Source organism: Nonomuraea cavernae, from assembly GCF_014646355.1.
Classification (GTDB): Bacteria; Actinomycetota; Actinomycetes; order Streptosporangiales; family Streptosporangiaceae; genus Nonomuraea; species Nonomuraea cavernae.
On sequence record NZ_BMNH01000012.1, the window covers coordinates 134,391 to 160,334 of the forward strand.

Genomic DNA, 25,944 nt, shown 5'->3' on the forward strand with positions numbered 1-25,944 from the left:
CTTGCTCTGGACGGCTGGAAGGCCGCGGACCGGCGGGCGGCCGGTCCGCGGCCGGGGGACGATCAGCCCTGCGGCTTGATCACGTCGGGAGTCAGGAACGTGGTGGCGATCCGGTCCTCGCCGAGCTTGGTGCCCCACGTGGACGGGTCCGTCTTGATCACGTTGGCCGGGTCGCAGTCGAACTCGCCGACGGTCGCCGGGGCGACCTGCTTGTACGTCGAGCCGGTGAGCTTCACCATCAGCGAGCAGGAGGCCGGCAGGTTGCCGCCCGGGTCGGTCGGGGCGTGCAGGCCGCCGCCGGTCCACTCGTGCACCTGGCTGAGCTTGTTGACCATGCACTGGCGGGTCAGGTCGGAGCCGCAGTCCTTGGCCGCCGTGGCCCAGAGCAGGAACGCCGAGGTCGCCTGCATGCCGAGCAGCGCGGTCTTGCCGCTCTCGGCGTTGACCAGGTCGAGGTACTTCTTGACCGCCGGCACCTGGCCGGCGTTCTCGAACGGCTGGAAGATCAGGCCGGCGTGCAGGTTGTCGCCCTGGCCGGCGGCGTTCCACTTGGCGACGGCCTGGCTGTACCAGGTGGCCTCGAAGACCAGCGTCGGGTCGGCGCCGACCCGGTCCAGCGCCTCCAGCAGGCTGAAGGCGGCGGGGTCGGGCGACTTGGAGGTCCACAGCGCCTTGACGCCGCACGACTTGAACTTCTCGGCGAACGGCACGTAGCTGGGGTCGCCCTCGTTGTTGAGCTGGACGCCGCACTTCTTGGGGGTGACGCCGATGCTCTTCATGGCGGCTTCGATCTTCTTGCTGCCCGCCATGACCGCCGGCGAGGTGGAGGTGATCAGGTCGACGTCGCTGGCGAAGCCGGGGAACGTCTTGGCGGCCACGCGCAGCGGCGCGGCGTTGAAGTGGTCCACCGGGTAGGGGACGGGCTCGAACTTCATCGGGCCCATGGCGGCGTTCGGGCCGACGGTGTAGCCGGCGACCATGGGCAGCTTGCAGCCGACGCGATACTGCTCGGCCGCCTCGTCCAGCGCGAAGCCGTGCCCGACCAGCATGAAGTCCTGCTTGCAGGCCTTCTGCATGACGGTGGCTGCCTGCATGTAGGCGGCGTCGTACTGGTTGCCGGTGATCTTGCGGCCGTTGATGCCGCCCTGGCCGTTACACCACTTGATCATGGCGCCGACCGCGTCGCCCATCTCCTTGGACAGGCCGGGCGCCTTGGGGAAGCCGCGGTCGTCGCCGAAGCCGATGGTGATGCCGGTGTCGGTGACGCCCTGGTCGGTCGCCCCCTTGGCGGTGCCCGGCCCGCAGGGTGACTGCAGCGTGCCGAACGTCTCCTGGCTGGCGGCGGCCGACGGCTGCCCGGCGGCGGTGGTGGCCTCCGGCGCGGCGCCGCGTTCGCTCGCGCAGGCCGCGAGCGTCACCAGTGCCAGGGCACCGGCCGCCAAACGGGTGATCGCCTTCACTTCCATGCGATCTCTCTCCTTTCGTGACCGCCCGACCGCGGCGGTGTCTGTGGGGGGGGTGGTGCGGGTCAGCCGAAGTTCGCCTGACCACCGTCGAGCGGCACGGTCGCGCCGGTCAGATACCGCAGGTCCGGGCCCACCAGCGCGACCACGGCCCGGCCGATGTCGGCCTCGCAGTCGCCGATGCGGCCGAGCGGGATCGTCTTGCGGAACTCCTCCGCCTCCTCGGGGTTGGTCTCCGTCCACCCCTTCAGGCCCGGGGACAGGGCGTGCGGGGCGATGTTGTTGGCGCGGATGCCGTCGCGGCCCCATTCGGCCGCGGCCGTACGGGTCAGCGAGCGCAGCGCCTGCTTGGCCGCGGCGTACGCGCCGTAGGTGGAGGGGTCCCATCGGACCATGGCCGAGGTCACCAGGTTGACGATGCTGCCGCCGCCGCGCCGCTTCAGGTGCGGGTGGCACGCCTTCATGAACGCGAAGGCGGCGAACGGGCCGCTGCGAAAGCCCTTCTGGAACGCGCCGTCGCTCATCGACAGCAACGGGCCGTAGGAGCCGGAGTAGGCGTTGTTGACGAGGATGTCCACCCCGCCGAACCGCGCCGCCACATCGTCGACCACGGCCGGGATCGCCTCGGTGTCGCTCACGTCGCACAGGAACGGCTCGGCCGTACCGCCTCGCTCGCGGACGAGCGCGCAGGTCGATTCGAGCTTGTCCATGGTGCGCCCGAGCACCGCGACGGCGGCGCCCTCACCGGCGAGTGCGAGGGCGATGCCCTGGCCCACTCCCTGGCCGGCTCCTGTGACGATCGCGACTTTCCCGGCGAGAATTCCCATGTGGTGTCCCGTTCCATCGGCATTGGCCGCCATAGTGATGTGACCTTGCTCTCCTGGAGATCGGCTGTCCCGCTCACCGGGAGTCGCCTGTCGATCACGAAAGGGACACGGTGAGGTGTGGCTCCTGTCACACGATCCCGCTGAGCGGGAGCCGCACCCCGGTGTGACCGCCGATGGACAGAATGAGCGGCCAGAAGGCACACCGGCGTAGCGACGCGTCGGTGGGAGAGGGAGCTGATGGGCACGCCGACAGATCCGAGAACCGCGGCGATGGAGATCATGACACGCCTCACCGGACCGGGCGGCGAGTTCGAACTCGCCGAGGAGGAGGTGCTCGGCGCCCGTATGACGGTGTTCGCGAACCGCCGGCGCAACCTAGGTGAGGTGCTGGCGGAGTCCGTCCGGTTCGGCGAGCGCGACTACGTCGTGACCGCGGACGGGCGGCTGAGCTTCGCCGAGCACGCGCGTCAGGTCGCCTCGCTGGCCAGGGCGCTGCGCGAGGACCACGGCGTCCGGCCGGGTGACCGGGTCGCCATCGACGCGGCCAACTCCCCCGGCTGGATCCTGTCCTTCTGGGCGACGGTGGCCGTCGGCGCGATCGCCGTGGGCTACAACGCCTGGTGGTCGCCCCGGGAGACCGAGTACGCCCTGGGCCACACCACGCCCAAGCTGGTGATCGCCGACGCCAAGCGGGTGGCGGCGGTCGGCGGCCGCGCCACGGTCCTGACGCTGGAGGAGGACATCCCCCGGCTGGCCCGCCTGCACCCGGACGAGCCGCTGGCCCCGTACGACGCCGGCGACGACGACCCGGCGGTCATCCTCTACACGAGCGGCACCTCGGGCCGGCCGAAGGGCGCCACGCACTCGCATCGCAACCTGACGTCGGTCATCGAGTACCACCGCATGAACGACGCGCTGCTGCGCGCGTTCGGCGACCCGACCGACCCGATGGACCGGCGCTACCTGCTGGTCCTGCCGCTGTTCCACATCGCGAGCCTGCACAACCTGGCCGTGCCGCGGCTGGCGAACGGCAGCACCGTCGTCCTGCACGAGGGCGCCTTCGACGTGGACCGGGTGCTGCGCCTGATCGAGAAGGAGCGGGTCACCAACTGGGGCGCGGTGCCCACGATGGCCAAGCGGCTGATCGAGCACGGCGACCTGAGCGGGTACGACCTGTCCTCGCTGACCTCCTTCGCGCTGGCGTCCGCGCCGTCGTCACCCGCCTTCAAGGAGCGGCTGCGCGCGGCGTTCCCGGTGGCGCGGCAGGCCCTGGTCGACAGCTACGGCCTGACGGAGACGTCGACCGCCGTGGCCGCCGCGAGCCCCATGGACCTGGCGGAGGCGCCGGGCACGCTGGGCAGGCCGATCACGACCGTACGGGTGGAGGTCCGCGACCCGGAGGGCAGGGCGCTGCCCGAGGGCGAGGAGGGCGAGATCTGCGTCCGCAGCCCGTTCGTCATGCTCGGCTACTGGGAGGATCCGGAGGCCACGGCGCGGGCCATCCGCGAGGACCGCTGGCTGCACACCGGCGACATCGGCGTGGTCGAGCAGGGCCGGTTGCGGCTCACCACCCGCCGCTCCGACCTGATCCTGCGCGGCGGCGAGAACGTCTACCCGGCCGAGGTGGAGAACGTCCTGGCCGAGCACCCCGGCGTGCTGGAGTGCGTCGTGATCGGCACCCCCCACCCCGACCTGGGGCAGGAGGTCACGGCCGTCGTCGTCACCTCCGCCGGGCGGCCCACCGGCGAGGAGGAGCTGGCCGCGTACACGCGGGAGCGGCTGGCCTACTTCAAGGTCCCGTCCCGGTGGCGCATCACCACCGAACCACTCCCCCGCAACCCGACGGGCAAGGTGATCCGGGGCGAGGTCGAACGCTCCGTCACGTCCACCTGACCCGCCTCAGCCACGCGAAGAGCCCAGGCCATCCCGGCCTGGGCTCTTCCTGGTCCGTCGAGCGGGCGCGGCGACCGCTCGACAACGGACGGCTTTCGCGACCGTCAGCGCGGACACGGCGACCGCTCGTCGCTTCTGCCGCCGTCAGCGCGGACGCGGCAGCTGCTTGTCGATGAACAGGCCCTCAGCGCTGACGACGACCTCCCCGCCGGCGCTGATCGTGCCCACGGTCCTGATCTTGCGTCCGTCCACGGAGACCTGCCGTCCCGTCACGGTCAGCGACTCGAACAACGGCGTCGGCCGGTGGTAGCGCAGCGTCAGCTCCGCCGTCATCCCCGACGGCCCCGCCCAGTGGTTGGCCACGCCCAGCGTGTGGTCGAGCAGCAGCGCGGAGACACCGCCGTGCACGTAGCCGGGCGGCCCCTGGTAGGGCATGCCCAGGACGACGACGCCCTCGATGGAGCCGTCCTGCCTGCCGTGCAGGTGCAGTGGCGGGGCGAGCGCGTTCTCCGGCCCGGTCACGGGGTCGTGCCGGGTCACGCCCTCGCCCCGCCACATGTCGATCATCCGCTCCTCCACGGCGGGCGCGTGCTCCTCCAGGTGGTCGGCGACGGCGTTCAGCCGGTCCGCCATCGTCGACATCTCGGCGGCCGAGCGGTCGCCCGCGTGCAGCAGCGCGGCGATCACCCGCCGGGCCGCGGCCACCGCCTCGTCCACGCCCTTGTTGCGCGGCGTCGCGGTGAGCTCCGGCCGTTCGGGCGTCATGACGCTGCCCCCGCGGGCGCGACCGGCTCCGGGTCGCGGGGCAGGCCGAGCAGTCGTTCGCCGATGATGTTCAGCTGCACGTCGGTGGTGCCACCGGCGATCGACATGCACCGGGCGTTGAGGAACCGCCAGGCCGCGTCGGGGACCTCACCGCGCTCACCGGTGATGGAGGCCGGGCCGAGCCACTCCATCGCGGTCTCCCAGACCTCCTGGACGTGCTCGACGCCGATGAACTTGGCCACGCTGGACTCCGCGCCGGGCTGCTGCCCGGTCAGTGACCGCATGGTGGTGCGCAGGCCGAGGAGCCCGCCCGACTGGGCGTCGCACAGGATGGCGCCGAGCCTCGTCAGCCGCTCGTCGTCCACCTCGTGCGGCGCGGCCGCCGCGAGGTCGAGCAGGGCCTCTCCGCCGCTGCCGAGCGAGGAGTCGTGCGACAGGGAGACCCGCTCGTTGGCCAGGGTGGTGCGGGCCAGCTTCCAGCCGTCGCCCGGCCGGGCGACGAGCATCTCGTCCGGGACGAACACCTCGTCCAGGAACACCTCGTTGAACAGCGCGTCGCCGGTCAGCTCGCGCAGTGGCCGGATGTCGATGCCGGGGCTGCGCATGTCGAGCAGGAAGTACGACAGGCCCCGGTGCTTCGGCGCGGACGGATCGGTCCTGGCCAGCAGGATGCCCCAGTGCGCCTCGCGGGCCATGGAGGTCCAGACCTTCTGGCCGGTGACCTTCCAGCCGCCTTCGACCTTCTCGGCGCGGGTGGTGAGCGCGGCCAGGTCGGAGCCGGCGCCCGGCTCGCTGAACAGCTGGCACCAGACGAGGTCGCCGCGCATGGTCGCGGGCAGGAACCTCTCCTGCTGCGCGGCGTCGCCGTGCGCGATCAGGGTCGGCGCCACCCAGGCGCCGATGATCAGCGCGGCGGCCCTGAGCCCGGCCGAGCGCATCTCCTCGGCGATCACCAGCTGGGTGACCGCGTCGGCGTCCTTGCCCCAGGGGGCGGGCAGGTGCGGGGCCGCGTAGCCGTGCTCGCCGAGGTAGGCCAGCCGCTCCTGGCCGGTGAGGTCCAGCGCGGGCCGCAGCTCGGCCCGGATCCCGGCGCGGACGTCCTCGGCCTCGGGCGGCAGTTCGACGCCGAGGCCGCGGCGCACACCGTCCAGGGTGAGGCGGGCCACCCGGCGCAGCCACCACGGCGTGGGGCCGAGCAGGATGCGCAGGGTCTGGGCGCGCCGCAGGTAGAGGCTCGCGTCGTGCTCCCAGGTGAACCCGATGCCGCCGAGCGTCTGGATGCAGTCCTTGGCGGTGGCGAAGGCGGCCTCGACACTGGTCGCGCCCGCGACGGCGGCGGCGAGTGACGCCTCCGCGCGGCTCGCGTCGCTGGTGGTGTCGGCGGCCCCGGCGGGGGCGGTCGCGGCGTTCCCGTGACCGATGCCGTCGGCGGCGCGGGCGGCGTCCCAGGCGCAGACCCTGGCCTGCTCGGCGCGCACCAGCATCCGGGCGCAGCGGTGCTTGACGCCCTGGAACTGGCCGATCGGGCGGCCGAACTGGTGGCGCACCTTGGCGTAGTCGGCGGCGGTCGCGGTGGCCCGGTCGGCGATGCCGGAGGCCTCGGCCGCGAAGAGAGTCGCGGCCAGATCGGGCACGTCGCCGGGAGCGAGGCCGGTCAGCACGTCTGCGGAGGCGACGGTGAGGTCCGCGGCGGTGACCCGCGACAGCCTGCGGGTCAGATCGTGGCCGGGCAGGTCCTCGACCTCGACCGAGGCGCGAGCCACCACCACCCATACCGTCGCGAGACCGCCTGAGGCATCCCCGCCGCCCAGGGCGTGCCGGTCCTCCCGGCCGTGCCGATCCTCCCTCTGATCCCGAGCGTCCTGGCGATCCCAGGCGCCCTGGCGATCCCGGGCATCCACGGCGGGGAGTACGAACAGGCCGGCGACGTGGCCGCCCATGACGGGTTCGGAGACGCCGGAGAGGGACAGCCGCCCGGTGTCGTCCCGGGTGAGCGTGAGCCCGCCCGGCCGCAGCCCGACCGCGCCGATCATCGTGCCCGAGGCCAGCCCTGCCAGGCAGGCCCGGTGTCCGGCGCGGCGCAGCACGGCTCCGGCCAGCACGGTGGGCAGGAAGGGCCCGGGCGCGACCCAGCGGCCCAGCTCCTCGGCGACGACGGCGAGTTCGAGCAGGCCGTAGCCCGCTCCCCCATCGGCTTCGGGAAGGTGCAGGCCGAGCAGCCCCTGCTCGGCGAGCGCCGGCCAGAAGGCCGGCAGTTCCTCGCGCTTGGCGTCGACCGCCGCGCGCACCACCTCCGGGGTGATCTCGCGGGTGGCGAAGGCGCGCACCGCGTCGCGCAGGTCGCGATGCTCCTCGGTCAGTCCAATGGTCATCGGGCGTCAGATCCGTTCGATGATGGTGGCGGTCGCGTGGGCGCCGCCGGCGCACATGGTGATCAGGGCGGTCGCCTTGCCGGACCGTTCGAGCTCGTGCACGGCCTGGGTGATCAGGCGGGCGCCGGTGGAGCCGACGGCGTGCCCGAGGGCGATGGCGCCGCCGTTGACGTTGACCTTGTCCAGGTCGGCGTCGTGCGCCTGCACCCAGGAGAGCACGACCGAGGCGAAGGCCTCGTTGATCTCGACCAGGTCGATGTCGCCGAGCGACATGCCGGCCTTGCGCAGGACGTGCTCGGTCGCGTCGACCGGGCCGTCGAGGTGGTAGTAGGGGTCTGAGCCGACCATGCCGGAGGCCACGATCCGGGCCCGGGGCCGCAGGCCGAGCGCCTTGGCCCGATCCGCCGACATCAGCAGCACGGCCGCCGCGCCGTCGCTGATCTGCGAGGTGTTGCCGGGGGTGTGGACGCCGTCGGGGAGGACGGGGTTGAGCTTGGCCAGGCCCTCGGCGGTCGTCTCACGCAGTCCCTGGTCGCGGGTGATCACCGCGGTCTCGCCGGTCGGGCCCTCGGCGCCCATCACGGGCGCCTCGACCTCGACGATCTGCCCGTCGAAGCGTCCCTCGGCCCACGCCCGCGCGGCGAGCCGCTGCGAACGCAGGCCCAATCCGTCGACGTCGGCGCGGGTCAGGCCGCGCTTGCGGGCGATCCGCTCCGCCGCGGTGAACTGGTCGGGCAGGTCGATGGACCACGAGTCCGGACGGGGGCTGCCGGTCTCGGGGGTGAGCGCCTGGCCGAGGAAGACCCGGCTCATCGACTCGACGCCGCAGCCGATGCCGGCGTCGATGGCGCCGGACGCGATCAGCCCCGCGACGAGGTGCACCGCCTGCTGCGAGGATCCGCAGGCGCAGTCGACGCTGGTGCACGCGGTGGTGTACGGCAGGCCGGCGTGCAACCAGGCCTGGCGGGTCACGTTGTTCGACTGCTCGCCCGCCTGGGTGACGCAGCCGCCGATCACCTGCCCGATCGCGTCGGGCGCGATCCCGTTGCGCGCCAGCAGCCCCTTCTGGGCGATGCCGAGCAGCTCGGCGGGGTGCAGCCCCGACAGCACGCCATAGCGTTTGCCCACCGGCGTCCGCGCCGCGTCGACGATGACGGCCTCAGCCATTGTTTCTCCTCGTTAGCGGGGGTTTGCCACGATCAACCTTGGTGCGGTCGAGACTAGAATGAATTTCTATTCTTTCCGTTACGAGTCCCGCTGAGTGGTCCGCGCGACCGCCAGGCCAGGCCTCGGCGGGGTCCGGAGCGCCACCGCCCACGTCCACTCAACGGGACGCCCACTTGGGCGAAAACAGAATGAATACTAGTTTCGCCTGGCCAGACGAGCCGACCGAGCAGGAGCCGCAGATGAGTTCGAACACCGGCCTGGAGGGCAGGACCGCCGTCGTCACCGGCGCGGGCGCCGGTCTGGGACGCAGCGAGGCGCTGGCGCTCGCCGCGCACGGCGCGAACGTCGTCGTCAACGACATGGGGCCGGCCGCCGACGAGGTCGCCGACGAGATCAGGGCGCTCGGCCGGGAGGCCGTCGCGGTGCGCGGCGACGTCGGCGACTGGTCCCTGGGCGACAGGCTGGTCGGCACGGCGGTCGAGACGTTCGGCGGTCTCGACATCCTGGTCAACAACGCGGGCGTGCTCCGCGACAAGATGCTGTTCAACCTGACCGAGTCCGACTGGGACGACGTCATCCGCGTCCACCTCAAGGGGCACGCCTCGGTCTCCCGGGCCGCGGCCGTCCACTGGCGGGCGGCGAGCAAGGCGGCGGGCGGCCCGGTCTACGGCCGGGTGATCAACACCTCCTCCGAGGCGTTCCTCTTCGGCTCCGCCGGACAGCCCAACTACTCCGCCGCCAAGGCCGGCATCGTGGCGCTGACCCTGTCGACCGCGCAGGGCCTGTCGAGGTACGGGGTGCGGGCCAACGCGATCTGCCCCCGGGCCCGCACCGGCATGACGGCGGACGTGTTCGCCGACGGGCGCGCGGCGGGCGCGCTGGACATCCTCGCCCCCGAGCGGGTGGGCACGTTCGTGAGCTACCTGGCCTCCCCCGCCGCCGAGGAGATCAACGGTCAGGTGTTCGTCGTGTACGGCGACATGGTCGCGCTGATGGCCGCTCCGGTCGTGGAGCGGAAGTTCACCGCGGCCGACGGGGTCTTCTCCACGCGCGAGCTGGACTCGCTGCTCACGCCGTACTTCAGCGGGCGCGACCCGTACCGGACCTATGCCGCCTACGGCGTGGCCGCGCTGGACACCACGGAGACGCAGCGCTGACCGGACGGGCGCCGCCCCCGGTGAGGGGCGGCGCCCGACGCGGGGCGGTCAGACCTGGTCCGGCCCGCGCAGGCCGCCCCCGCACCGTCGCGGGGCGGTCAGACCTGGTCCGGCCCGCGCAGGGTGGCCTCCGCGCCGCCGTCGACGAAGATGATCTGCCCGGTCATGTGGGAGTTGTCCGGGCCGATCAGCCAGCGCAGCGCGTCGGCGATCACCTCGGGCCCGGCGTGGCCGTTCAGCGGCATGGGCACCGCCTCGTCCATGACCTTGCGCATCGCCTCGTCCTCGAACAGAGGCTCCGTCATCGGCGTGAGCACGATGCCGGGCGCCACCGCGTTGAGCGGGATGCCGCATCCGGCCCAGTCGGGGGTGACGGCTCGCCCGCGCAGCCAGCGGGCCAGCGCGTTCTTCGACGCCGGATACAGCCGCCAGCCGTCACCGCGCTCCATGGCGCGCTCGGCCAGCGTCACCGCCTCCGGCTCGGCGTCGTCGAGGCAGGCGCGCACCACCTCCGGATCGACCGGCTGGACGGCGGCGATGGAGGCGACCACCGCCGCCCGCGGCCTGGGGGCGCGGGCGAGCGCCGGGCGCAGACCTTCCAGGAGCGCGGTCACGCCGAAGAAGTTGACCCTGACCGTCTGCACGGTCATCCCGGCCACTCCGGCGCAGGCGACCACGCCGTCCAGCACGCCATCGGTCAGGCCCAGCACGGACTCGACGGCCTTCCCGCGCCCCTCCGGGGTGGACAGGTCGGCGCACACGTCGGCGTCCTTCAGGTCGACGCCGATCACCTCGTCGCCCCGCTCCCGCAGGGAGGTGGCCAGCGCCTTGCCGATGCCCGAGGCCGAGCCGGTCACCACGATCTTTCGTCGCACACTCGCTCCTTGATGGTCGCTCCTTGACGAGGTCGTCGGGGGCCCTCAGGTGCCGGATCCGCCGTCCACCAGGATCTCGGCCCCGGTCAGGTAGCCGGCGTCCGCCGAGGCGGCGAACGCGATGACCGCCGCGATCTGCTCCGGGCCGGCGCTGCCGAACAGCGAGCGGATCCGGCCGAAGTAGCGGAGGTCGAGCCCCTCGGGGAATTCGAGGCCGCTGGTCAGCGGGGTCGCCACGGTGCCGGGCGAGATCGGCACCACCCGGATCCGGCGCCCCGCCAGCTCGGCCGCCAGGCTCAGCGAGAAGCTCAGCACCGCCCCTTTGGACGCCGAGTAGGCCGTCATGTACGGAGTACCCTGCGTGGCGGCCGACGAGGCGACGTTCACGATGACGCCGGTTCCGTCGGGCAGGTGACGCAGCGCCTCGCGGCACAGCAGCGCGGTGCCGACCAGGTTGACCGAGAACAGCAGATGGAGGTCGGCGACCGTCAGCGTCTCGATCGGCGTCGTCCGGTGGATGCCCGCGACGTTGACCAGGACGTCGATCCCGCCCAGCTCGCCGGCCGCCGCCGCCACGGCCTCGACGACCGCCTGCTCGTCGGTCACGTCGGTGACGTGCGGGACGAACCGGCCGGGCCCGGACACCAGCCCCGCGGTCTCCGCCAGCCCCTCCTCACCCCGGTCGAGGGCGAAGATCTGCGCGCCCTCCGCGGCCAGCCGGATCGCGGCGGCCCGCCCGATGCCCGATCCGGCACCTGTGAGCAGCACCTTCACCCTGTCGAATCGGTTCACTGCCAGCCCTCCGTCGTCCGCGTCACGGCACGCTATCCGCGCGAGATCCGCCACGGCGGCGGCGTCCCGTTCAGCGGGAGGGCGGAGCCGCGTTCGAACGCGAGGCGAGCAGCAGCCGGCAGGCGATCCGGATGTCGCTCTCGGCGTCGGGGATCGACATCCGGCCGTTGAGCGTCGACTGCAGCACGCCGTACCAGCACTGCATGAGCAGCCGCACCAGCGTGATGTCCATGACGGTCGGGTCGTCGATGCCGAGCGAGCGCAGCACGATCTGGCGGAAGCTCGCGTCGATCCGGCCGGCGTCGGCGACCGCGGCGGCGTTGGCCACGTTGGCGGAGGTGAGCATCGCGAGCGCGAGCGCGGGCCGGCGCAGGAACTGCCTGCTGGCCGACACGAGCACATCGCCGACCGTGTCCTCCGGGCCGGTGCCCGGCTTGGGGGCCCCGACGGTGTCGCCGAACCGGTCGACGTGCTCGGCCATCACCGCGGTGAACAGGTGGGTCTTGGAGGGGAAGTAGCGGTAGAGCGTGGCGATGGCCACACCGGCCGCCTTGGCCACCTCCTGCATCTGGACCCGGTCGAGCCCCTTGTCGGCCCCGATGTGGGCGGCGGCCCGCAGGATGCGCACGTGCCGGGCCCGCTGCTCCGGCGAGCTGGGCTCGGCCGGCGCTCTGACCTCGGCGATTCGTGGCACGCTTCCCCCTGTCCGTCTGGTGTCGGAACGACGATACACACGGCCACCGGCCCCTCCGCCAATCGTCCATACCGGTGAGTGGGACGGAGCCGCCGCCACCCCCTGCCCTGCGCTTGCCTGGGGGCAGTGCGATCAGCGATCGGCAGGAGGGACGGTCATGGCGGGCGCCGAACCGTGGGACGACGAGTACGACGTGGTGGTGGCCGGGTCCGGCGCCGGGGCTCTGACCGGCGCGCTCGCCGCGGCGGGGCGCGGGCTGCGCACGGTCGTGCTGGAGAAGACGGCGCTGGTGGGCGGCACGTCCGCCTACGCGGGCGCGGCCGTGTGGCTGCCGGGCAGCCAGGTGCAGCAGCGGGCCGGCATCGGCGACTCGACGGAGTCGGCGCGCGCCTACCTCACGGCCCTGCTGGGCGAGGCGGAGGCCGAGCGGCGTGAGGCGTTCCTGGAGACCGCGCCTGAGGTCGTCGCGTTCCTGGAGCGCGACCCGGCCATCGACTTCGCGTTCCGGCCGTTCCCCGACTACTTCGCCGCACCGGGCCGGTCGGCCGCCGGACGTTCCTTCGTGCCGCTGGACCTGCCCGCCGAACGGCTCGGCGAGCTCGCCGCCCTGGTCCGCCCGCCGGTGGACCGCGACCGCGCGGGCCTCGGCCATCCCGAGGGACCGCTGTCGGCCGGCCGGGCGCTCATCGGCCGGCTGCTCCTCGCCCTGGTCACGACGGGGAACGGCACCGTGCGCACCGGCACCTCCGTCACCCGCCTGATCGTCGAGGACGGCCGGGTGACCGGCGTCGAGGCCGGCACGGCCGACGGCCCGGTACGGCTGCGCGCCGCCCGGGGCGTCCTGCTGGCCGCCGGCGGCTTCGAGGGCAACGACGCGATGCGCGAGAAGAACGGCGTCCCCGGCGCGGCCGGATGGACGATGGCCCCGCGCGGCGTCAACACCGGCGAGCCGCTCCTGGCCGCCACCGCGATCGGCGCCGCCACCGGCCTGATGGACGAGGCGTGGTGGTGTCCCGGCGTGGCGCAGCCGGACGGCGGGGCCGCCTTCACGCTGGGCTTCCACGGCGGGCTCATGGTCGACGCGTCGGGCCGCAGGTTCGCCAACGAGTCGCTGCCGTACGACCGGATGGGCCGCGAGATGGCCGCCGGGCCCGGCCGCGTGCCCGCGTACCTGATCTTCGACTCCCGTAACGGCGGGCGGCTGCCGGCCATCACGGTGCCCGGCCGCCCGGCGGAGGAGCACCTCGCGGCGGGCACCTGGGTACGGGCCGACGGCCTGGCCGAGCTGGCCGAGCTGATCGGCGTGCCGGGCGACGCCCTGACGGCGACCGTCGAACGCTTCAACGGCTTCGCCGCCACCGGCGTCGACGAGGACTTCCACCGGGGCGAGGACCCCTACGACCGGTTCTTCACCGGCGCCTCGCCGGACGGCAACCCGTGCCTGGTCCCGGTGGACCGGCCGCCCTTCTACGCCGCGCGCATGGTCCTCAGCGACCTCGGCACCAAGGGCGGCCTGCGCACAGACCCGGACGCCAGGGTGCTCGACCGGGACGACCGGCCGATCCCCGGCCTGTACGCCGCGGGCAACACCAGCGCGTCGTTCGCCGGCCGCTGCTACCCCGGCCCGGGCGTCCCCATCGGCTCGGCCATGGTGTTCGCCTACCGGGCGGTACACGACATGGCCGGGACCGGCACCTCTCGGAAGGATCACTCGTGAAATCCCCCCGTACCACCGCTTTGCTGCGCCGCGCGACGGCGGTGACCCTGGCCGCCCTGACCGCGACGGCGGCCACAGCACCCACGGCCTCTGCGGCCTCTGCGGCCTCTGCCGACGCGGCAGCCTCGCGCACCGCTGTCACTTCCACTGCCGAGGGCGCGCGTGTCCCGGCGGTCTCCGGCCCGCGTGGCAAGCTGCTGACCGCCCGCCCGCTGAAGGGCGGGGCGGCGCTGCCGAGCGCGGCGCGCACCTGGTCCGTCACCTACCTCTCCGAGGGCGCCACCGGCAAGCGCGTCGTGGTGTCCGGCACGGTGTCGGTGCCGAAGACGGCGCCCCCGCGCGGCGGCTGGCCGGTGATCAGCTGGGCGCACGGCACGACCGGGACGGCCGACGTCTGCGCCCCCTCGAAGGACGACGAGAACGGGCCGGCGCACGCCTACGTGTCCGCGATGCGGCCCACGCTCGACGCCTGGGTGGCCCGTGGCTTCGCCGTCGTGCAGACCGACTACGAAGGGCTCGGCACGCCGGGCGAGCACCCGTACATGAACAGCCGCAGCGCCGCCAACACCGTGATCGACATCGTGCGCGCGGCGCGCGGGGTGGACCGCCGGGTGGGGCGTGACTGGTTCACGGTGGGGCACAGTCAGGGCGGGCACGCCGCGCTGGTCACGGCCGCCGCGAACGACACGAGGAAGGGGCCGCGGCTGCGCGGCGCGGTGTCGATCGCGCCGGGCGGGTGGGGGCTCAGCCAGACCGTGCCCTACTTCCGCGACAACCTGCCCGCGCCGGTGGACGCCCTGGCCTTCCTGCCCACGATCCTCATCGGCGCCTCGGCCGCCGAGCCGGCCGTCAAGCCCGAGGAGATCCTGACGGACGAGATGCGTCCGCTGCTCGCGGCCGCCCGCACGGCGTGCGTGGCCCAGGTGCGCGAGGTGGCCGCGGTCACCCCCGTCAGCCAGGTGATCAGGACGGACGCCGACCTGGCCCCGCTCACCGCCTACCTGCGGGCGCAGGAACCCGTCGGCCTGCGCGTCACGGTGCCGACCCTGGTCGCCCAGGGCACGCACGACGGCCTGGTGCCCAAGCAGACGACGGACCTGATCGTGGCCGACCTGTGCCGGCAGACCCCGAAGGTCACCTACCGGGTCTACGACGGCGCCGACCACCGGGGCGCGGTCCCGAGGTCCTTCGATGACGCCCTGGCCTTCACCAAGGCGATCCTCGCCGGACAGACCCCCGCCACCACCTGCTGACCCTCGCCCGACCACCGGCGCGTCCGGTCCCGGCCTCACCAGGCGGGACCGGGGGCGCCGGACCGCTGCCCGGCTTCGCCGAGGGGCCGGGCGCGCCGGACCGGTGCCAGGGGCCACCGGCGAACCCGTCAGACCAGGTCGGCCTCGATGGACAGGCCGAACTCGCCCTTGCCGTACATCGCGAGGGCCCGTTCGACGTCGTTGGCGACGTGCACGCTGCCCGCGTGCGCGTCGCGCCAGGCGCGCTCGATGGGGTTGCCGCGGCTGAGCGAGCTCCCGCCGGCGGTCTTGAACAGGATGTCGATCGCCTCCAGCGCCCGCTCGGTGGCGCGGACCTGGTCCCTGCGCAGCCGCAGCCGCAGCTTCATGGGGATCGGCTCGCCCCTGACGGTGTGCTCGTACAGCTCGCGGATGTTGCGGTCGGTCTGCAGGACGGCCGCGTCGATCTCCGACGCGGCCCTGGCCACCGCGACCTGGGCGAACTGGTCCTCGGCGAACCGGCCGCCGCCCAGGCTGAGGCGGACCCGGTCGCGCATCGCGGTGACGTAGGACCGGTAGCAGCCGGCCGCCATGCCGATCACGGGCGCGGTGATCGTGGTCGTGAACATGCCGCCGAACGGCATCCGGTAGAGCGGGCCGGTGTTGACCTTCTGGCCGGGGCCGCGCAGCTGCGCCTGCTCGTAGTTGCGCATGACGCGGTGGTCGGGCACGAACACGTCCTCCACGATGATGTCGTTGCTGGCCGTCCCGCGCAGCCCGATGACGTCCCAGACGTCCTCGATCACGTACTCGGTTCGGGGCACCAGCACGGTCATGAAGTCCACCGGCCTGCCCTGCTCGCCCACGACCAGGCCGCCGACCAGCGCCCAGGACGCGTGCTCGCACCCGGAGGAGAACCGCCACCGGCCGGACACCCGGTAGCCGCCCCGCACGGGCGTCAGCCGGCCGATGGGAGCGTACGACGACGACACCAGCACGTCCGGGTCGTCCCCCCAGACCTCGTCCTGCGCCGCCTCGGCGAACAGGCCGAGCTGCCAGGCGTGCACCCCGAGCACGGAGACCAGCCAGCCGGTGGACCCGCACACGGCGGAGATCTCCCGGACGACCGTGAAGAACAGCGCCGGGTCGCCCTCGGCGCCGGAGTAGCGCTTGGGCTGCAGCATCCGGAAGACCCCGGCGTCGAGGAGCTCCCTGATCGTCTCCTCCGGGACCCGCCGCTCCTCGTCGGTGGACCGGGCACGCTCGGCGAACCTCGGCAGTAGCGTGCGAACCGAGTCCAGAACCTCGTCACTCATCGTCTTGACGCTCCGTGTCGCGCTCGTCGGGCAGGTGCCGTCCATGATGGTGCGTCGCACCGGCCTGCGCGTGTCCGGGGCATCCCGCCCAATGGGACTCATCGTCCGGTCGCGCTTCCCAGCTCCTACGTTGACGAACGGAGACAAGTGCGTCCTGAAGGGTTGGATAGACGTGACTGCAGCAGAAGCCGGCACCGACGGCGTCCGCGCGATCGAGGCGGAAGCGGTGCCCACGCGATTCGCCAGAGGCTGGCACTGCCTCGGCCTGTCGGAGAGGTTCAAGGACGGCAGACCGCACACCGTCAACGCCTTCGGCCAGAAGCTCGTGATCTTCCAGAGCGGCGACGGCAGGCTCAACGTGCTCGACGCCTACTGCCGGCACATGGGCGCCGACCTGTCCCAGGGCACGATCAAGGGTGACGAGATCGCCTGCCCGTTCCACGACTGGCGCTGGGGCGGCGACGGCCGCTGCAAGCAGATCCCCTACTCGCGCCGCGTCCCGCTGCGCGCCCGCACCTCCGCGTGGACCACGATGGACCAGGACGGCCTGCTGTTCGTCTGGAACGACCCGGAGGGCAACCCGCCGCCGCCCGAGGTGACGATCCCCCGCATCGAGGGCGCCACGAGCGACGAGTGGACGACGTGGGTCTGGAAAGAGATCGTGGTCGACACCAACTGCCGCGAGGTCGTGGACAACATCGTCGACATGGCGCACTTCTTCTACGTGCACTACTCGTTCCCGACGTACTTCAAGAACATCTTCGAGGGCCCGGTCGCCACACAGATCATGAAGGGCGTGGGCCGTCCCGACGCGCGCCCGCCCGCCAAGAACGGCGAGCCGCAGATGCGCGGCAACACCTCGGTCGCGTCCTACCACGGCCCGTCGTTCATGATCGACGACCTGACCTACCACTACGACGACATGGACCTCCATTCCGTCCTGATCAACGCCCACTACCCGATCGACGCCAACTCGTTCGTCCTGCACTCGGGCATCATCGTGCGGCGCAGCGACAAGCTCCCGGCGGGCGCGGCCGATGCCATGGCCGTCAAACTGGGCGACTTCATCCTGCGGGGCTTCGACCAGGACGTGCAGATCTGGAAGCACAAGACGCGCATCGACAACCCGCTGCTGTGCGAGGAGGACGGGCCGGTCTACCAGCTCCGCCGCTGGTACGAGCAGTTCTACGTGGACGTGGCCGACGTCCGGCCGGAGATGGTGGAGCGCTTCGAGTTCGAGCTCGACACCACCCGGCCGACCGAGGTGTGGAAGCAGGAGGTCGAGGCGAACCTGGCGCGGCGGGCCGCCGAGAGCCGGACACCATGACGATCCGCACGGACAACAGGCTGCTCGACGGCGCGCCCATGCAGCCGCTGAGCTGCCTGCAGTGCGGCGCCGCCGTGGGCGTGCGCAAGGCGAGCTGGCACCAGACCAGCATCCAGTGGGACTCCGAGTCCGTGAACGCCTGCCTGGAACGACGTGCCGCCGCTCCGGGCGGAGGGCCGAACGGCGAGGCGTTCACGGGGTGCGCGGCACTGTCCGACTCGATCAGGCGAGCGGTGCTGGACGGCGTGGTCACGGTGCCCGACGCCGGGACGGAGGACGGGCAAGAGTGATCGACAAGAACGTGTACGGCCCCTGGGCCGTGATCGCCGGCGGCTCCGAGGGGGTGGGCGCGTCGTTCGCGCGCCTGCTGGCGGAGGCCGGGTTCAACCTGGTGCTGATCGCCCGCAAGCCCGGACCGCTCGACGAGACCGCGGCGAAGGTCCGGGCGACGGGCGTCGAGGTCCGCACCGTCCAGCTCGACCTGCTCGACCCGGACGCCCTGCGGACGCTCCGCGCGGTGACCGACGAGCTGGAGGTCGGCCTGCTGATCTACAACGCGGGCGCCAACAGCTACGGCCACGAGTTCGTGACCGGCGACCTGGACCGGTTCCGCGACGTGATCGACCTCAACATCACGGCGCAGCTCGCGCTGGTGCACCACTTCGGCGCGCTGATGAGGGAACGCGGCCGGGGTGGCGTCCTGCTGGTCGGCTCGCTGGCGGGCTATCTGGGCCAGCCGCAGATCAGCGTCTACTCGGCGGTCAAGGCGTTCTGCCGGATCTTCGCCGAGGGGCTCTGGCAGGAGCTCGGCGAGCACGGCGTGCACGTGCTCGAACTCGTCCTCGGCATCACCCGCACCCCGGCCATGGAACGCGCCGGGCTGCGGATGGACCTCCCGGGGCTGAACATCGCGGACCCCGACGACGTGGCGCGCGAGGGTCTGGAACACCTGGCCGACGGCCCGGTCTGGGTCGCGGGCGGCAACCACGCCGCCACCGTCAAGCGCAGCGGCCCGGCCCGCGCCGAGCTGGTGCGCGGCGCGTACGAGGCGACCAGGCGGCTCGTCCCGCCCCCGAGCTGAGCCCTCGCGCGTGCCCACGCGAAGAAGGCGGCCCACCATCCGGTGGCCGCCTTCTTCGCGTGTCGCGCCTTCCGCCGTGGCTGTTCGGCGTCGCCGTGGCTATTCGGACGCCGTCGCGGCGTGCCGGCCCGCGCGGCGGCCGAAGAAGGTGCCGTCGCCGAGCGAGGTGCCGCTGACGTACCCCTGGCCGTGGATCCCTGCTCCGGCCCGGCCGGCCGCGTACAGGCCGGGGATGGGCCGGCCCGACTGGTTCAGCACGGCGCCGTCGACGGTGGTGTGCAGCCCGCCGAGGGTGAAGCCGGCCACGCCGGTCCCCTGCTCCTCCCGGCCGCCGAACCCGCCGCGCGGGTCGGCGGCGGCGAACGGCGGCCGGAGCGGCCGCAGCCACTTGGGGTCCTTGTGGAAGTACGGGTCCCGCTTGCGCTCGGCGTGCCGGTTGTAGGCGGTGACGGTGGCCTCCAGCGCGCCGGGCGGCATGCCGAGCGCCTCCTCCAGCTCGGCCAGGGTCTCGGTGACATGGCGCGGCCGCACGCCCCACAGGTCGCGCGCGGGGATGTCCTCGAAGCCCTCCTCGTCGATGATCGCCCAGTACGGTCCGGGCTGGTGCACCACGGCGGCGTGGCTGAACAGGCCGGGGTAGACGTCCTCGTTGATGAACCGCTGGCCGAGCCCGTTGACGAGCAGGCCGCGCACCAGCATGGCGGGGAGCGCCGTCAGCGCGACCTCCACGGAGGCCATCCGCCGGGTGGCCGCGCCGAGCGCGGTGGCCATCCGGATGCCGCTCCCGTCGTCGAGGCCGGCGCTGACCTTGCCGTGGCCGAGGAGCACCGGGGCGTGGTGGGCGAGCATCTCCTCGTTGTCGACGAAGCCGCCGGTGGTGAGCACGACCGCGCTGCGGGCGCGGTAGGTGACCGGGTCGCCGTAGCGGTGCGCCACGACCCCGATGACCCGGCCGTCGTCGTCCACGACCAGGTTGGTGGCCCGCGTGTCCTCGTGGCCGGTCGCCCCGGCGGCCTTGGCCGCGGCGACCAGCCGCTCCATGATCAGCCAGCCGCCGAAGGACTCGGTCGCCGGCCGGTGGCCGCGCGGCACCGGGCGGGCGAGGGTGTTGTAGGGGTGGGCGTTCTCCCCCAGCCACATCAGGCCGTCCGTGGTCGGCGGCATCCAGCTCGGCGCGTCGTACAGCGACTCGTTGAACGTCAGGCCCCGGGCGCGGAACCACTCGAAGTGCTCGACGCTGCCGTCGCAGTAGAGCCGCAGCTTCTCCTCGTCGGCGTGCGGCCCGAGGGCGGCCCTGAGGTAGGCGAACATGTTGTCCGGGTCGTCGTCGAACCCGCACGCCTTCTGCAGCGCCGTACCGCCGCCGAGGTAGAGCTCGCCGCCGGACATCGCGGACGAGCCGCCGGGCCCGCCCGCGCGTTCCAGCACCAGCACGTCGGCGCCCGCCGCCGCGGCCTCGAACGCGGCGGCGGCGCCGGCGCAGCCGAAGCCGACCACGAGCACGTCACATTCATGGTCGAAACCCGTCAGCGAGCCGGCGCTCACGGGCTCCACCGAGGGCGTGGCGGTCACGCGACGCCCCTCCCTCGCGGCACACGCTTCATGGGGATCCGTTCAGGACGTGGTGGCGACGGACTTGGGGACGAAGGCGGCGAGCGGCTCGGACCCGGACCAGTCGTGGCCCCAGTAGCTGTCGGCCGTGATCTCCTCGGCCGTGTAGTAGGTCTCGTCGACGAGCATGCCGTCGGTGCCGTACTCGATGTCCCAGCCGCCGGGCGCGCGGACGTAGAAGGAGACCATCTTGTCGTTGGTGTGCCGGCCCAGCGTCGAGGAGATGGAGAAGCCGCTCTTGCCCACCCGGTCGAGCGCCATCCCGACCGCGTCGAGGCTGTCGACCTCGACCATCAGGTGCACCAGCCCCGGGTCGCCCGCGAAGGGCGCGGGGCAGATGGCCAGGCTGTGGTGGCGCTGGTTGATCCCGAGGAAGCGGACCCGCCGGACGGGCGGCCGGCCGCCGCCGACCTTCATGGCGCCGCGCGGCAGGAAGCCCAGCACCTCGGTGTAGAAGGAGACGGTCTCGTCCATGGCGGTGGTGGGCAGCACGACGTGGCCCATCCCCTGCGGCCCGGTGACGAACTTCTGCGCCATCCCGGTGACGACGGGGCTGTGGTCGAGCACCGGACCGAAGAAGATCTCGACCGGGACGCCGGCCGGGTCGGTGAACGTGATGACCTGCTCCACCGCGCGCTCGGCGGCCTGCTGCTCGTCGAGCATCTTGACCGGTGTGCCGGACGCCTCGACGGCCCTGCCGACGGTGGCGAGCGCGAACTGGTCGCGCACCTCCCAGCCGACGGCGAGCACCCGGTCGGTGTCGCCGGGCACCACGATGAGGCGTGCCTGGCGCTCGTCCATCCGGAGGTACAGGGTGTCCGGGTCGGGCCCGGATCCTTCCGCGAATCCGAGCCCGTCGATCACGAGCTCGCGCCAGCGGTCGATGTCACGCGTCTGGACCTTGAGATAACCAAGTCCTCGGATCTGCGTCACGTTCCCCCATCCAATCTGCCGATGTAGAGGTCGAGCATCGAGCCCTCCGGTCCGTGGCGGCCTCATGTCCACCCCAAGGTGGCAGAGACCGCCCGGGACCGCCCCCGGCCTCCCGCTGAGTGAGAGTCACCGCCCGCCGGGGCCGGTCCTCCAGGTCCGGTACGGGCTCACGAGGCCGCCCGAATGGAATCCCAGTGATCGGAATCCATCCCCAGGCGTCCCCCGGCGCGGCGCTAGGTTCCCCACGATCCGTATTTTCGACGAGCGGGAGGCGGGCCTCATGGGCTCCGGGCGGCTGGACGGGCGGACGGCGATCATCACCGGTGGCGGCGACGGGATCGGCAGGGGCGTGGCCCGCCGCTTCGCCGCCGAGGGCGCGCGGATCCTCGTGGCCGAGATCGACGAGGAGACCGGCCGGCGCACCGCCCTGGAGCTGAGCGACGAGTTCGGGGCCGACGCCCGGTTCCTGGCCACGGACGTCACCGACAGGGCGCGGGTGGAGGCCATGGTGGACGTCGCGGTGCGGACCTGGGGCGGGGTCGACATCCTGGTCAACAACGCCTGGGGCAGTGTGGGCGGGCTCGGCCGGGTCGAGAACAAGACGGACGAACAACTCGGCCAGGGCTTCGCCATGGGCTACTACGGGCCGTTCTGGGCGATGCGGGCGGCGTTCCCGCACATGAAGAGGCAGGGCTGGGGCCGCGTGGTCAACATGTGCTCCCTGAACGGGGTCAACGCCCACATGGGCACCCTGGAGTACAACTCGGCCAAGGAGGCGCTGCGGGCGCTCACCCGCACCGCCGCCAGGGAGTGGGCGCCCACCGGGGTCGTGGTCAACGCGGTCTGCCCCGGCGCGAAGAGCGCGGCGTTCAACCGGAGGATGGCGGCGAACCCGGAGCTCGCCGCGGCGGCCGACCGGTCCAACCCGATGGGACGGATGGGCGACCCGGAGCAGGACATCGCGCCCGTCGTGCTGTTCCTGTCCAGCGAGGACGCCCGCTACCTCACCGGCAACACGCTCTTCGTGGACGGCGGATCGCACATCAACGGCGTCGCCTGGGCCCCCGACCTCGACGCCTCCTGACGACCGGCACGGCTGGTCAGCGGCCGGTGGACCCGTCGATCAGGTTCGTGCTCGGCGAGCGGGAGTTCCGGCTCGGCGTCGGCGAGGCCGCGGAGTTCGACACCCGCGTGCCGCACTGGATCGGCAGCGCCGACGACCAGCCGGCCGAGTTGCTCACCCTGTTCGGCGCGCAGGGAGAGCGGGCCCATCTGGCACCGTCCGGGCACTGACCGTCGCAGGACGTGAATTCAGCACACGCGCCATCACTCACGGCCCGATCTGGGTGAGCAGGACGATGAGCTGGAGCAGGCCGTAGGCGGCCGTCATCGTCTCGGTGTCGAACGCCACGGTGCGCCCGTTCTTCCGGACCACGCCGGGAACGAGGGCGGCGAGCTCCGCCGAGCGCGGCTGGTGCAGGTCGACCTCGACGTGGAGGATCGCGTTCGTTCGACCCTCATGCCGACTCAGATCATCGAGCGCATCGGCCCCTGCGGCGGCTCGATGTCCAGCTCGGTCAGCGCGGAGACGTGGAAGACCGAGCCCGGCACGTGGATCGCGTGGGTGAGGCCCACGTGCGCGTCGCGCCAGAAGCGCTGGATCGGGTTGTCCACGCGCATGGCGTTGCCGCCGGAGCGCGCCACGATCTCGTCCACCGCGCGGACCGCCCGCCAGACCGCCTGGACCTGGGTGCGGCGGCCCACGGCCCGCTCGCCGAAGGTGACCTCGCGGCCGGTGGCCACGACGTCGTACATGCGCGAGACGTTGTCGAGCAGCGCCGAGCGCGCCGCCGCGATGTCCGCCGCCGCCTCGCTGATCGCGTAGAGCACGTACGGATCGTCCTTGATCTTGGTGCCGGTGATCTGCACCCGGCCCTTCTGGTACGCCAGGTGGTGCGCGAGCGCGCCCTCGGCGATGCCGATCACCGAGGCGCTGATGCCGAGCGGGAACGCGGCGGAGAACGGCAGGTGGTAGGTCGGGTTGACGAGCCCGGCCTCCCTGGCGGCGGTGCCGTCCACCACCTTCGAGAACGGGATCACCCGGTAGTCGGGGACGAACGCGTCCTTGACGATGATGTCCTTGCTGCCAGTGCCGCGCAGGCCGACCACGTCCCAGGAGTCGTCGACGATCTCGTAGTCGGAGCGCGGCAGGATCAGGTGCAGCGAGGTCGGGGGCTTGGCCATGTTGCCGTCGGCGTCGCCGAGCATGCCGCCGAGGAAGATCCAGTCGCAGTGGTCGGTGCCGGAGGAGAACTGCCAGCGGCCGTTGAAGACGTATCCGCCGTCGACCGGCCGGGCGATGCCCATCGGCGCGTACGGGGAGGCGATCCAGGTGTCCTGGTTCTCGCCCCAGATCTCCTGCTGCACCCTGGGGTCGGCGAACGCCATCTCCCAGGGGTGCACGCCGACCACGCCGGTGACCCAGCCGGTCGAGCCGTCCAGGCCGGCGATCTTCATGACGGTCTCGGCGAACTCGCGCGGGTGCAGTTCGAGGCCGCCGTGCCCGGACGGCTGGAGCATCCGGATGGCGCCCGATTCGCGCAGCACCTTGGCCGCCTGGTCGTCCAGTCTGCCCAGTGCCTCGTTCGCGGGGCCGAGCGCGCTGATCTCCTCGGCCCGCTGGGTGACCGCTTCGAGTACCGGATTGGCCATGGCTTCTCTCACTTCTTCGCCGCGAGGGCGACTGCGATTTCGATGAGCTGGTCTTCCTGACCGCCGACGAGGTTGCGGCGCCCGGCCTCGATGAGGATCTCGGCTCCGGACACGCCGTACTTGGCGGCCTGGCGGTCGGCGTGCTTGAGGAAACTGGAGTAGACACCGGCGTAGCCCATGGTGAGCGTCAGCCGGTCGAGCTGGCACTCGCCGTCCATGATCGGGCGTACGACGTCCTCGGCGGCATCGATGATCTTGAGGGTGTCGATGCCGGTGCGGATGCCGAGCCGCTCGGTGACGGCGGCGAACGCCTCGACGGGCGTGTTGCCCGCGCCCGCGCCGAACCGGCGGGTCGAGCCGTCGATCTGCAGGGCCCCCGCACGCACGGCGATGACCGAGTTGGCGACGCCGAGGCCGAGATTCTCGTGCCCGTGGAAGCCCACCTGCGCGTCGGACCCGAGCTCGGACACCAGGGCGGCGATCCGGTCGCCGGTCTGCTCCATGATCAGCGCGCCGGCCGAGTCGACGACGTACACGCACTGGCAGCCCGCGTCGGCCATGATCCGGGCCTGCTTGGCGAGCACCTCCGGCGGCTGGCTGTGCGCCATCATCAGGAACCCGACCGTCTCCAGCCCCAGCTCCCTGGCCAGGCCGAAGTGCTGGACCGAGATGTCGGCCTCGGTGCAGTGGGTGGCGATCCGGCAGATGCTCGCGCCGTTGTCGGCCGCCTCGCGGATGTCGTCCTGGATGCCGAGGCCGGGCAGCATCAGGAACGCGATCCTGGCCCGCTTCGCGGTCGCCACCGCGGCCTTGATCAGCTCCTGCTCGGGGGTGTGGCTGAAGCCGTAGTTGAACGACGAGCCGCCCAGGCCGTCGCCGTGCGTGACCTCGATGACCGGCACGCCCGCCTCGTCGAGCGCGGCCACGATGGAGCGCACGTGCTCGACCGTGAACTGGTGCTGCTTGGCGTGGGAGCCGTCGCGCAGCGACGAGTCGGTGACCCGGATGTCCAGGTCGGCGCTGTAAGGCATGGATGATCTCCCTGTGCTAGGAGCGCTCGGCGAGGAGCCGCTGCGCGAAGCCCTCACCGACCTTGGTGGCGGCTGCGGTCATGATGTCGAGGTTGCCGGAGTACGGCGGCAGGTAGTCGCCCGCGCCCTCGACCTCGACGAACACGGCGACCCGGGCGAGCCTGCCGCTCACCGGCGTGGGGTCGTCGAACTGCGGCTCGGCACGCAGCCGATAGCCGGGCACGTACGACGCCACGGCGGCCACCATCTCCTTGATCGAGGAGGCGACGGCCTCGCGGTCGGCGTCCTCGGGGGTCGAGCAGAAGATCGTGTCCTGCATGAGCATCGGCGGCTCGGCCGGGTTCAGGATGATGATCGCCTTGCCCTTGGCGGCGCCGCCGATCGTCTCGATGCCCCGGCCGGTGGTGCGGGTGAACTCGTCGATGTTGGCCCGCGTGCCGGGCCCGGCCGACGGCGAGGCGACACTGGCCACGATCTCGGCGTAGGCCACCTCGGTGATCCGCGAGACGGCGTGCACGATGGGGATCGTCGCCTGCCCGCCGCAGGTGATCAGGCTGACGTTGGGCGCGTCGAGGTGCGCCCCGAGGTTCACGGCGGGCACCACGGCCGGGCCGAGCGCGGCCGGGGTGAGGTCGACCGCCTGGATGCCGAGGGCCGCGTACTTCGGCGCGTTCTCCTTGTGCACGTACGCCGAGGTGGCCTCGAAGACGAGGTCGGGCCGCTCGTCCTGGGCGAGCAGCCAGCCGGCTCCCTCGGCGGAGGCGGTCAGGCCCTCGGCCCCGGCGCGCTTGAGCCCGGGGCTGTCGGGCTCGACGCCGATCATCCAGCGCGGCTCGATCAGCTCGGAGCGCAGCAGCTTGTACATCAGGTCGGTCCCGATGTTGCCAGAGCCGACGATCGCGGCGGTCGCCTTGGTCACAGTCCCAACCTCATTTCGTCTGACTCAGCCAAACTCGTGCGTACTCGTGCGTACTCGTGC

23 protein-coding genes are annotated in these 25,944 nt (G+C 72.4%); 9 read left to right on the forward strand and 14 right to left on the reverse strand.

Translation table 11 applies throughout. The features are described from left to right. Positions 1-62 precede the first annotated feature (62 nt). Positions 63-1,466 (reverse strand): ABC transporter substrate-binding protein, encoded by a 1,404-nt coding sequence (locus IEY82_RS20590; RefSeq protein WP_189125788.1) that lies wholly within the window; start codon positions 1,464-1,466, stop codon positions 63-65. A gap of 62 nt (positions 1,467-1,528) precedes the next feature. Further along, on the reverse strand, positions 1,529-2,290 hold the full coding sequence (locus tag IEY82_RS20595; RefSeq protein WP_189125789.1) for an SDR family NAD(P)-dependent oxidoreductase: 762 nt from the start codon (positions 2,288-2,290) through the stop codon (positions 1,529-1,531). 237 nt (positions 2,291-2,527) lie between these two features. On the opposite strand from IEY82_RS20595, the gene casG reads away from it, so the two are divergent. Next, on the forward strand, positions 2,528-4,183 hold the full coding sequence (casG, locus tag IEY82_RS20600) for a steroid-24-oyl-CoA synthetase (RefSeq protein WP_189125790.1): 1,656 nt from the start codon (positions 2,528-2,530) through the stop codon (positions 4,181-4,183). Between the two features lie 144 nt (positions 4,184-4,327). On the opposite strand, the gene IEY82_RS20605 is transcribed toward casG, so the two are convergent. From IEY82_RS20605 to IEY82_RS20615, 3 genes are read right to left on the reverse strand one after another with little or no spacing between them, the layout of a single operon-like run. Further along, positions 4,328-4,948, reverse strand: coding sequence for a PaaI family thioesterase (locus IEY82_RS20605; RefSeq protein ID WP_189125791.1), 621 nt, complete (start codon positions 4,946-4,948; stop codon positions 4,328-4,330). Next, the gene (locus IEY82_RS20610; protein ID WP_189125792.1) at positions 4,945-7,320 is read right to left on the reverse strand and encodes an acyl-CoA dehydrogenase family protein; all 2,376 of its coding nucleotides are present in this window, start codon (positions 7,318-7,320) and stop codon (positions 4,945-4,947) included. Before IEY82_RS20610 ends, IEY82_RS20605 begins: the two co-directional genes overlap by 4 nt. 6 nt (positions 7,321-7,326) lie before the next feature. Next, a complete protein-coding gene (locus IEY82_RS20615) occupies positions 7,327-8,487 on the reverse strand; it encodes a steroid 3-ketoacyl-CoA thiolase (protein WP_189125793.1) in 1,161 nt (386 codons plus the stop codon). Positions 8,488-8,726: 239 nt separating this feature from the next. On the opposite strand from IEY82_RS20615, the gene IEY82_RS20620 reads away from it, so the two are divergent. Continuing rightward, positions 8,727-9,644 carry a 3-oxoacyl-ACP reductase gene (locus tag IEY82_RS20620; RefSeq protein ID WP_189125794.1) on the forward strand — a complete coding sequence of 306 codons (918 nt, stop codon included), beginning with the start codon at positions 8,727-8,729 and terminating at the stop codon, positions 9,642-9,644. Between the two features lie 98 nt (positions 9,645-9,742). Here the strand turns inward: IEY82_RS20620 and IEY82_RS20625 are convergent, their stop codons facing one another. The 3 genes from IEY82_RS20625 to IEY82_RS20635 all read right to left on the reverse strand — a co-directional run bounded on the left by IEY82_RS20625 (position 9,743) and on the right by IEY82_RS20635 (position 12,005). Then, on the reverse strand, positions 9,743-10,519 hold the full coding sequence (locus IEY82_RS20625) for an SDR family oxidoreductase (RefSeq protein ID WP_189125795.1): 777 nt from the start codon (positions 10,517-10,519) through the stop codon (positions 9,743-9,745). A 45-nt stretch (positions 10,520-10,564) separates the two neighbouring features. After that, on the reverse strand, positions 10,565-11,311 hold the full coding sequence (locus IEY82_RS20630) for an SDR family NAD(P)-dependent oxidoreductase (protein ID WP_225263435.1): 747 nt from the start codon (positions 11,309-11,311) through the stop codon (positions 10,565-10,567). A gap of 70 nt (positions 11,312-11,381) precedes the next feature. Then, a complete protein-coding gene (locus tag IEY82_RS20635) occupies positions 11,382-12,005 on the reverse strand; it encodes a TetR/AcrR family transcriptional regulator (protein WP_189125796.1) in 624 nt (207 codons plus the stop codon). 157 nt (positions 12,006-12,162) lie between these two features. Here IEY82_RS20635 and IEY82_RS20640 point away from each other — a divergent pair, with 157 nt between their 5' ends. After that, on the forward strand, positions 12,163-13,722 hold the full coding sequence (locus IEY82_RS20640; protein WP_189125797.1) for an FAD-dependent oxidoreductase: 1,560 nt from the start codon (positions 12,163-12,165) through the stop codon (positions 13,720-13,722). Further along, positions 13,719-14,975, forward strand: a complete 1,257-nt coding sequence (locus IEY82_RS20645; protein ID WP_225263437.1) for an alpha/beta hydrolase family protein — start codon at positions 13,719-13,721, stop codon at positions 14,973-14,975. Before IEY82_RS20640 ends, IEY82_RS20645 begins: the two co-directional genes overlap by 4 nt. Before the next feature lie 128 nt (positions 14,976-15,103). Here IEY82_RS20645 and hsaA read toward each other — a convergent pair whose 3' ends face one another. Beyond that, positions 15,104-16,270, reverse strand: coding sequence for a 3-hydroxy-9,10-secoandrosta-1,3,5(10)-triene-9,17-dione monooxygenase oxygenase subunit (hsaA, locus tag IEY82_RS20650; RefSeq protein ID WP_189125798.1), 1,167 nt, complete (start codon positions 16,268-16,270; stop codon positions 15,104-15,106). 172 nt (positions 16,271-16,442) lie between these two features. On the opposite strand from hsaA, the gene IEY82_RS20655 reads away from it, so the two are divergent. Genes IEY82_RS20655 through IEY82_RS20665 form a run of 3 tightly spaced genes read left to right on the forward strand, consistent with a single transcriptional unit; the run spans position 16,443 to position 18,678 of the window. Beyond that, entirely contained in the window at positions 16,443-17,597 is a 1,155-nt protein-coding gene (locus IEY82_RS20655; RefSeq protein ID WP_308015991.1) for a 3-ketosteroid-9-alpha-monooxygenase, oxygenase component, read from the forward strand. After that, the gene (locus IEY82_RS20660) at positions 17,594-17,887 is read left to right on the forward strand and encodes a ferredoxin (protein WP_189125799.1); all 294 of its coding nucleotides are present in this window, start codon (positions 17,594-17,596) and stop codon (positions 17,885-17,887) included. The genes IEY82_RS20655 and IEY82_RS20660 overlap by 4 nt, the downstream gene beginning before the upstream one ends. Then, the gene (locus tag IEY82_RS20665; RefSeq protein WP_189125800.1) at positions 17,884-18,678 is read left to right on the forward strand and encodes an SDR family NAD(P)-dependent oxidoreductase; all 795 of its coding nucleotides are present in this window, start codon (positions 17,884-17,886) and stop codon (positions 18,676-18,678) included. Before IEY82_RS20660 ends, IEY82_RS20665 begins: the two co-directional genes overlap by 4 nt. Positions 18,679-18,777: 99 nt before the next feature. On the opposite strand, the gene IEY82_RS20670 is transcribed toward IEY82_RS20665, so the two are convergent. After that, on the reverse strand, positions 18,778-20,250 hold the full coding sequence (locus IEY82_RS20670; protein ID WP_189125801.1) for an FAD-dependent oxidoreductase: 1,473 nt from the start codon (positions 20,248-20,250) through the stop codon (positions 18,778-18,780). 42 nt (positions 20,251-20,292) lie between these two features. After that, positions 20,293-21,222 carry a biphenyl-2,3-diol 1,2-dioxygenase gene (gene bphC / locus IEY82_RS20675; RefSeq protein ID WP_189125802.1) on the reverse strand — a complete coding sequence of 310 codons (930 nt, stop codon included), beginning with the start codon at positions 21,220-21,222 and terminating at the stop codon, positions 20,293-20,295. Positions 21,223-21,502: 280 nt separating this feature from the next. Here bphC and IEY82_RS20680 point away from each other — a divergent pair, with 280 nt between their 5' ends. Both IEY82_RS20680 and IEY82_RS20685 read left to right on the forward strand, forming a co-directional pair. Further along, on the forward strand, positions 21,503-22,306 hold the full coding sequence (locus IEY82_RS20680) for an SDR family NAD(P)-dependent oxidoreductase (protein WP_189125803.1): 804 nt from the start codon (positions 21,503-21,505) through the stop codon (positions 22,304-22,306). A gap of 26 nt (positions 22,307-22,332) precedes the next feature. Beyond that, entirely contained in the window at positions 22,333-22,515 is a 183-nt protein-coding gene (locus IEY82_RS20685) for a cupin domain-containing protein (protein WP_372459740.1), read from the forward strand. 234 nt (positions 22,516-22,749) lie between these two features. On the opposite strand, the gene IEY82_RS20690 is transcribed toward IEY82_RS20685, so the two are convergent. The 3 genes from IEY82_RS20690 to IEY82_RS20700 are packed head-to-tail and all read right to left on the reverse strand — an operon-like array spanning position 22,750 to position 25,884. Continuing rightward, positions 22,750-23,934 (reverse strand): acyl-CoA dehydrogenase family protein, encoded by a 1,185-nt coding sequence (locus IEY82_RS20690; RefSeq protein ID WP_189125804.1) that lies wholly within the window; start codon positions 23,932-23,934, stop codon positions 22,750-22,752. An 8-nt stretch (positions 23,935-23,942) separates the two neighbouring features. Next, positions 23,943-24,965, reverse strand: a complete 1,023-nt coding sequence (gene dmpG, locus IEY82_RS20695; RefSeq protein WP_189125805.1) for a 4-hydroxy-2-oxovalerate aldolase — start codon at positions 24,963-24,965, stop codon at positions 23,943-23,945. A 16-nt stretch (positions 24,966-24,981) separates the two neighbouring features. Next, the gene (locus IEY82_RS20700) at positions 24,982-25,884 is read right to left on the reverse strand and encodes an acetaldehyde dehydrogenase (acetylating) (protein ID WP_189125806.1); all 903 of its coding nucleotides are present in this window, start codon (positions 25,882-25,884) and stop codon (positions 24,982-24,984) included. Between the last annotated feature and the right edge of the window lie 60 nt (positions 25,885-25,944).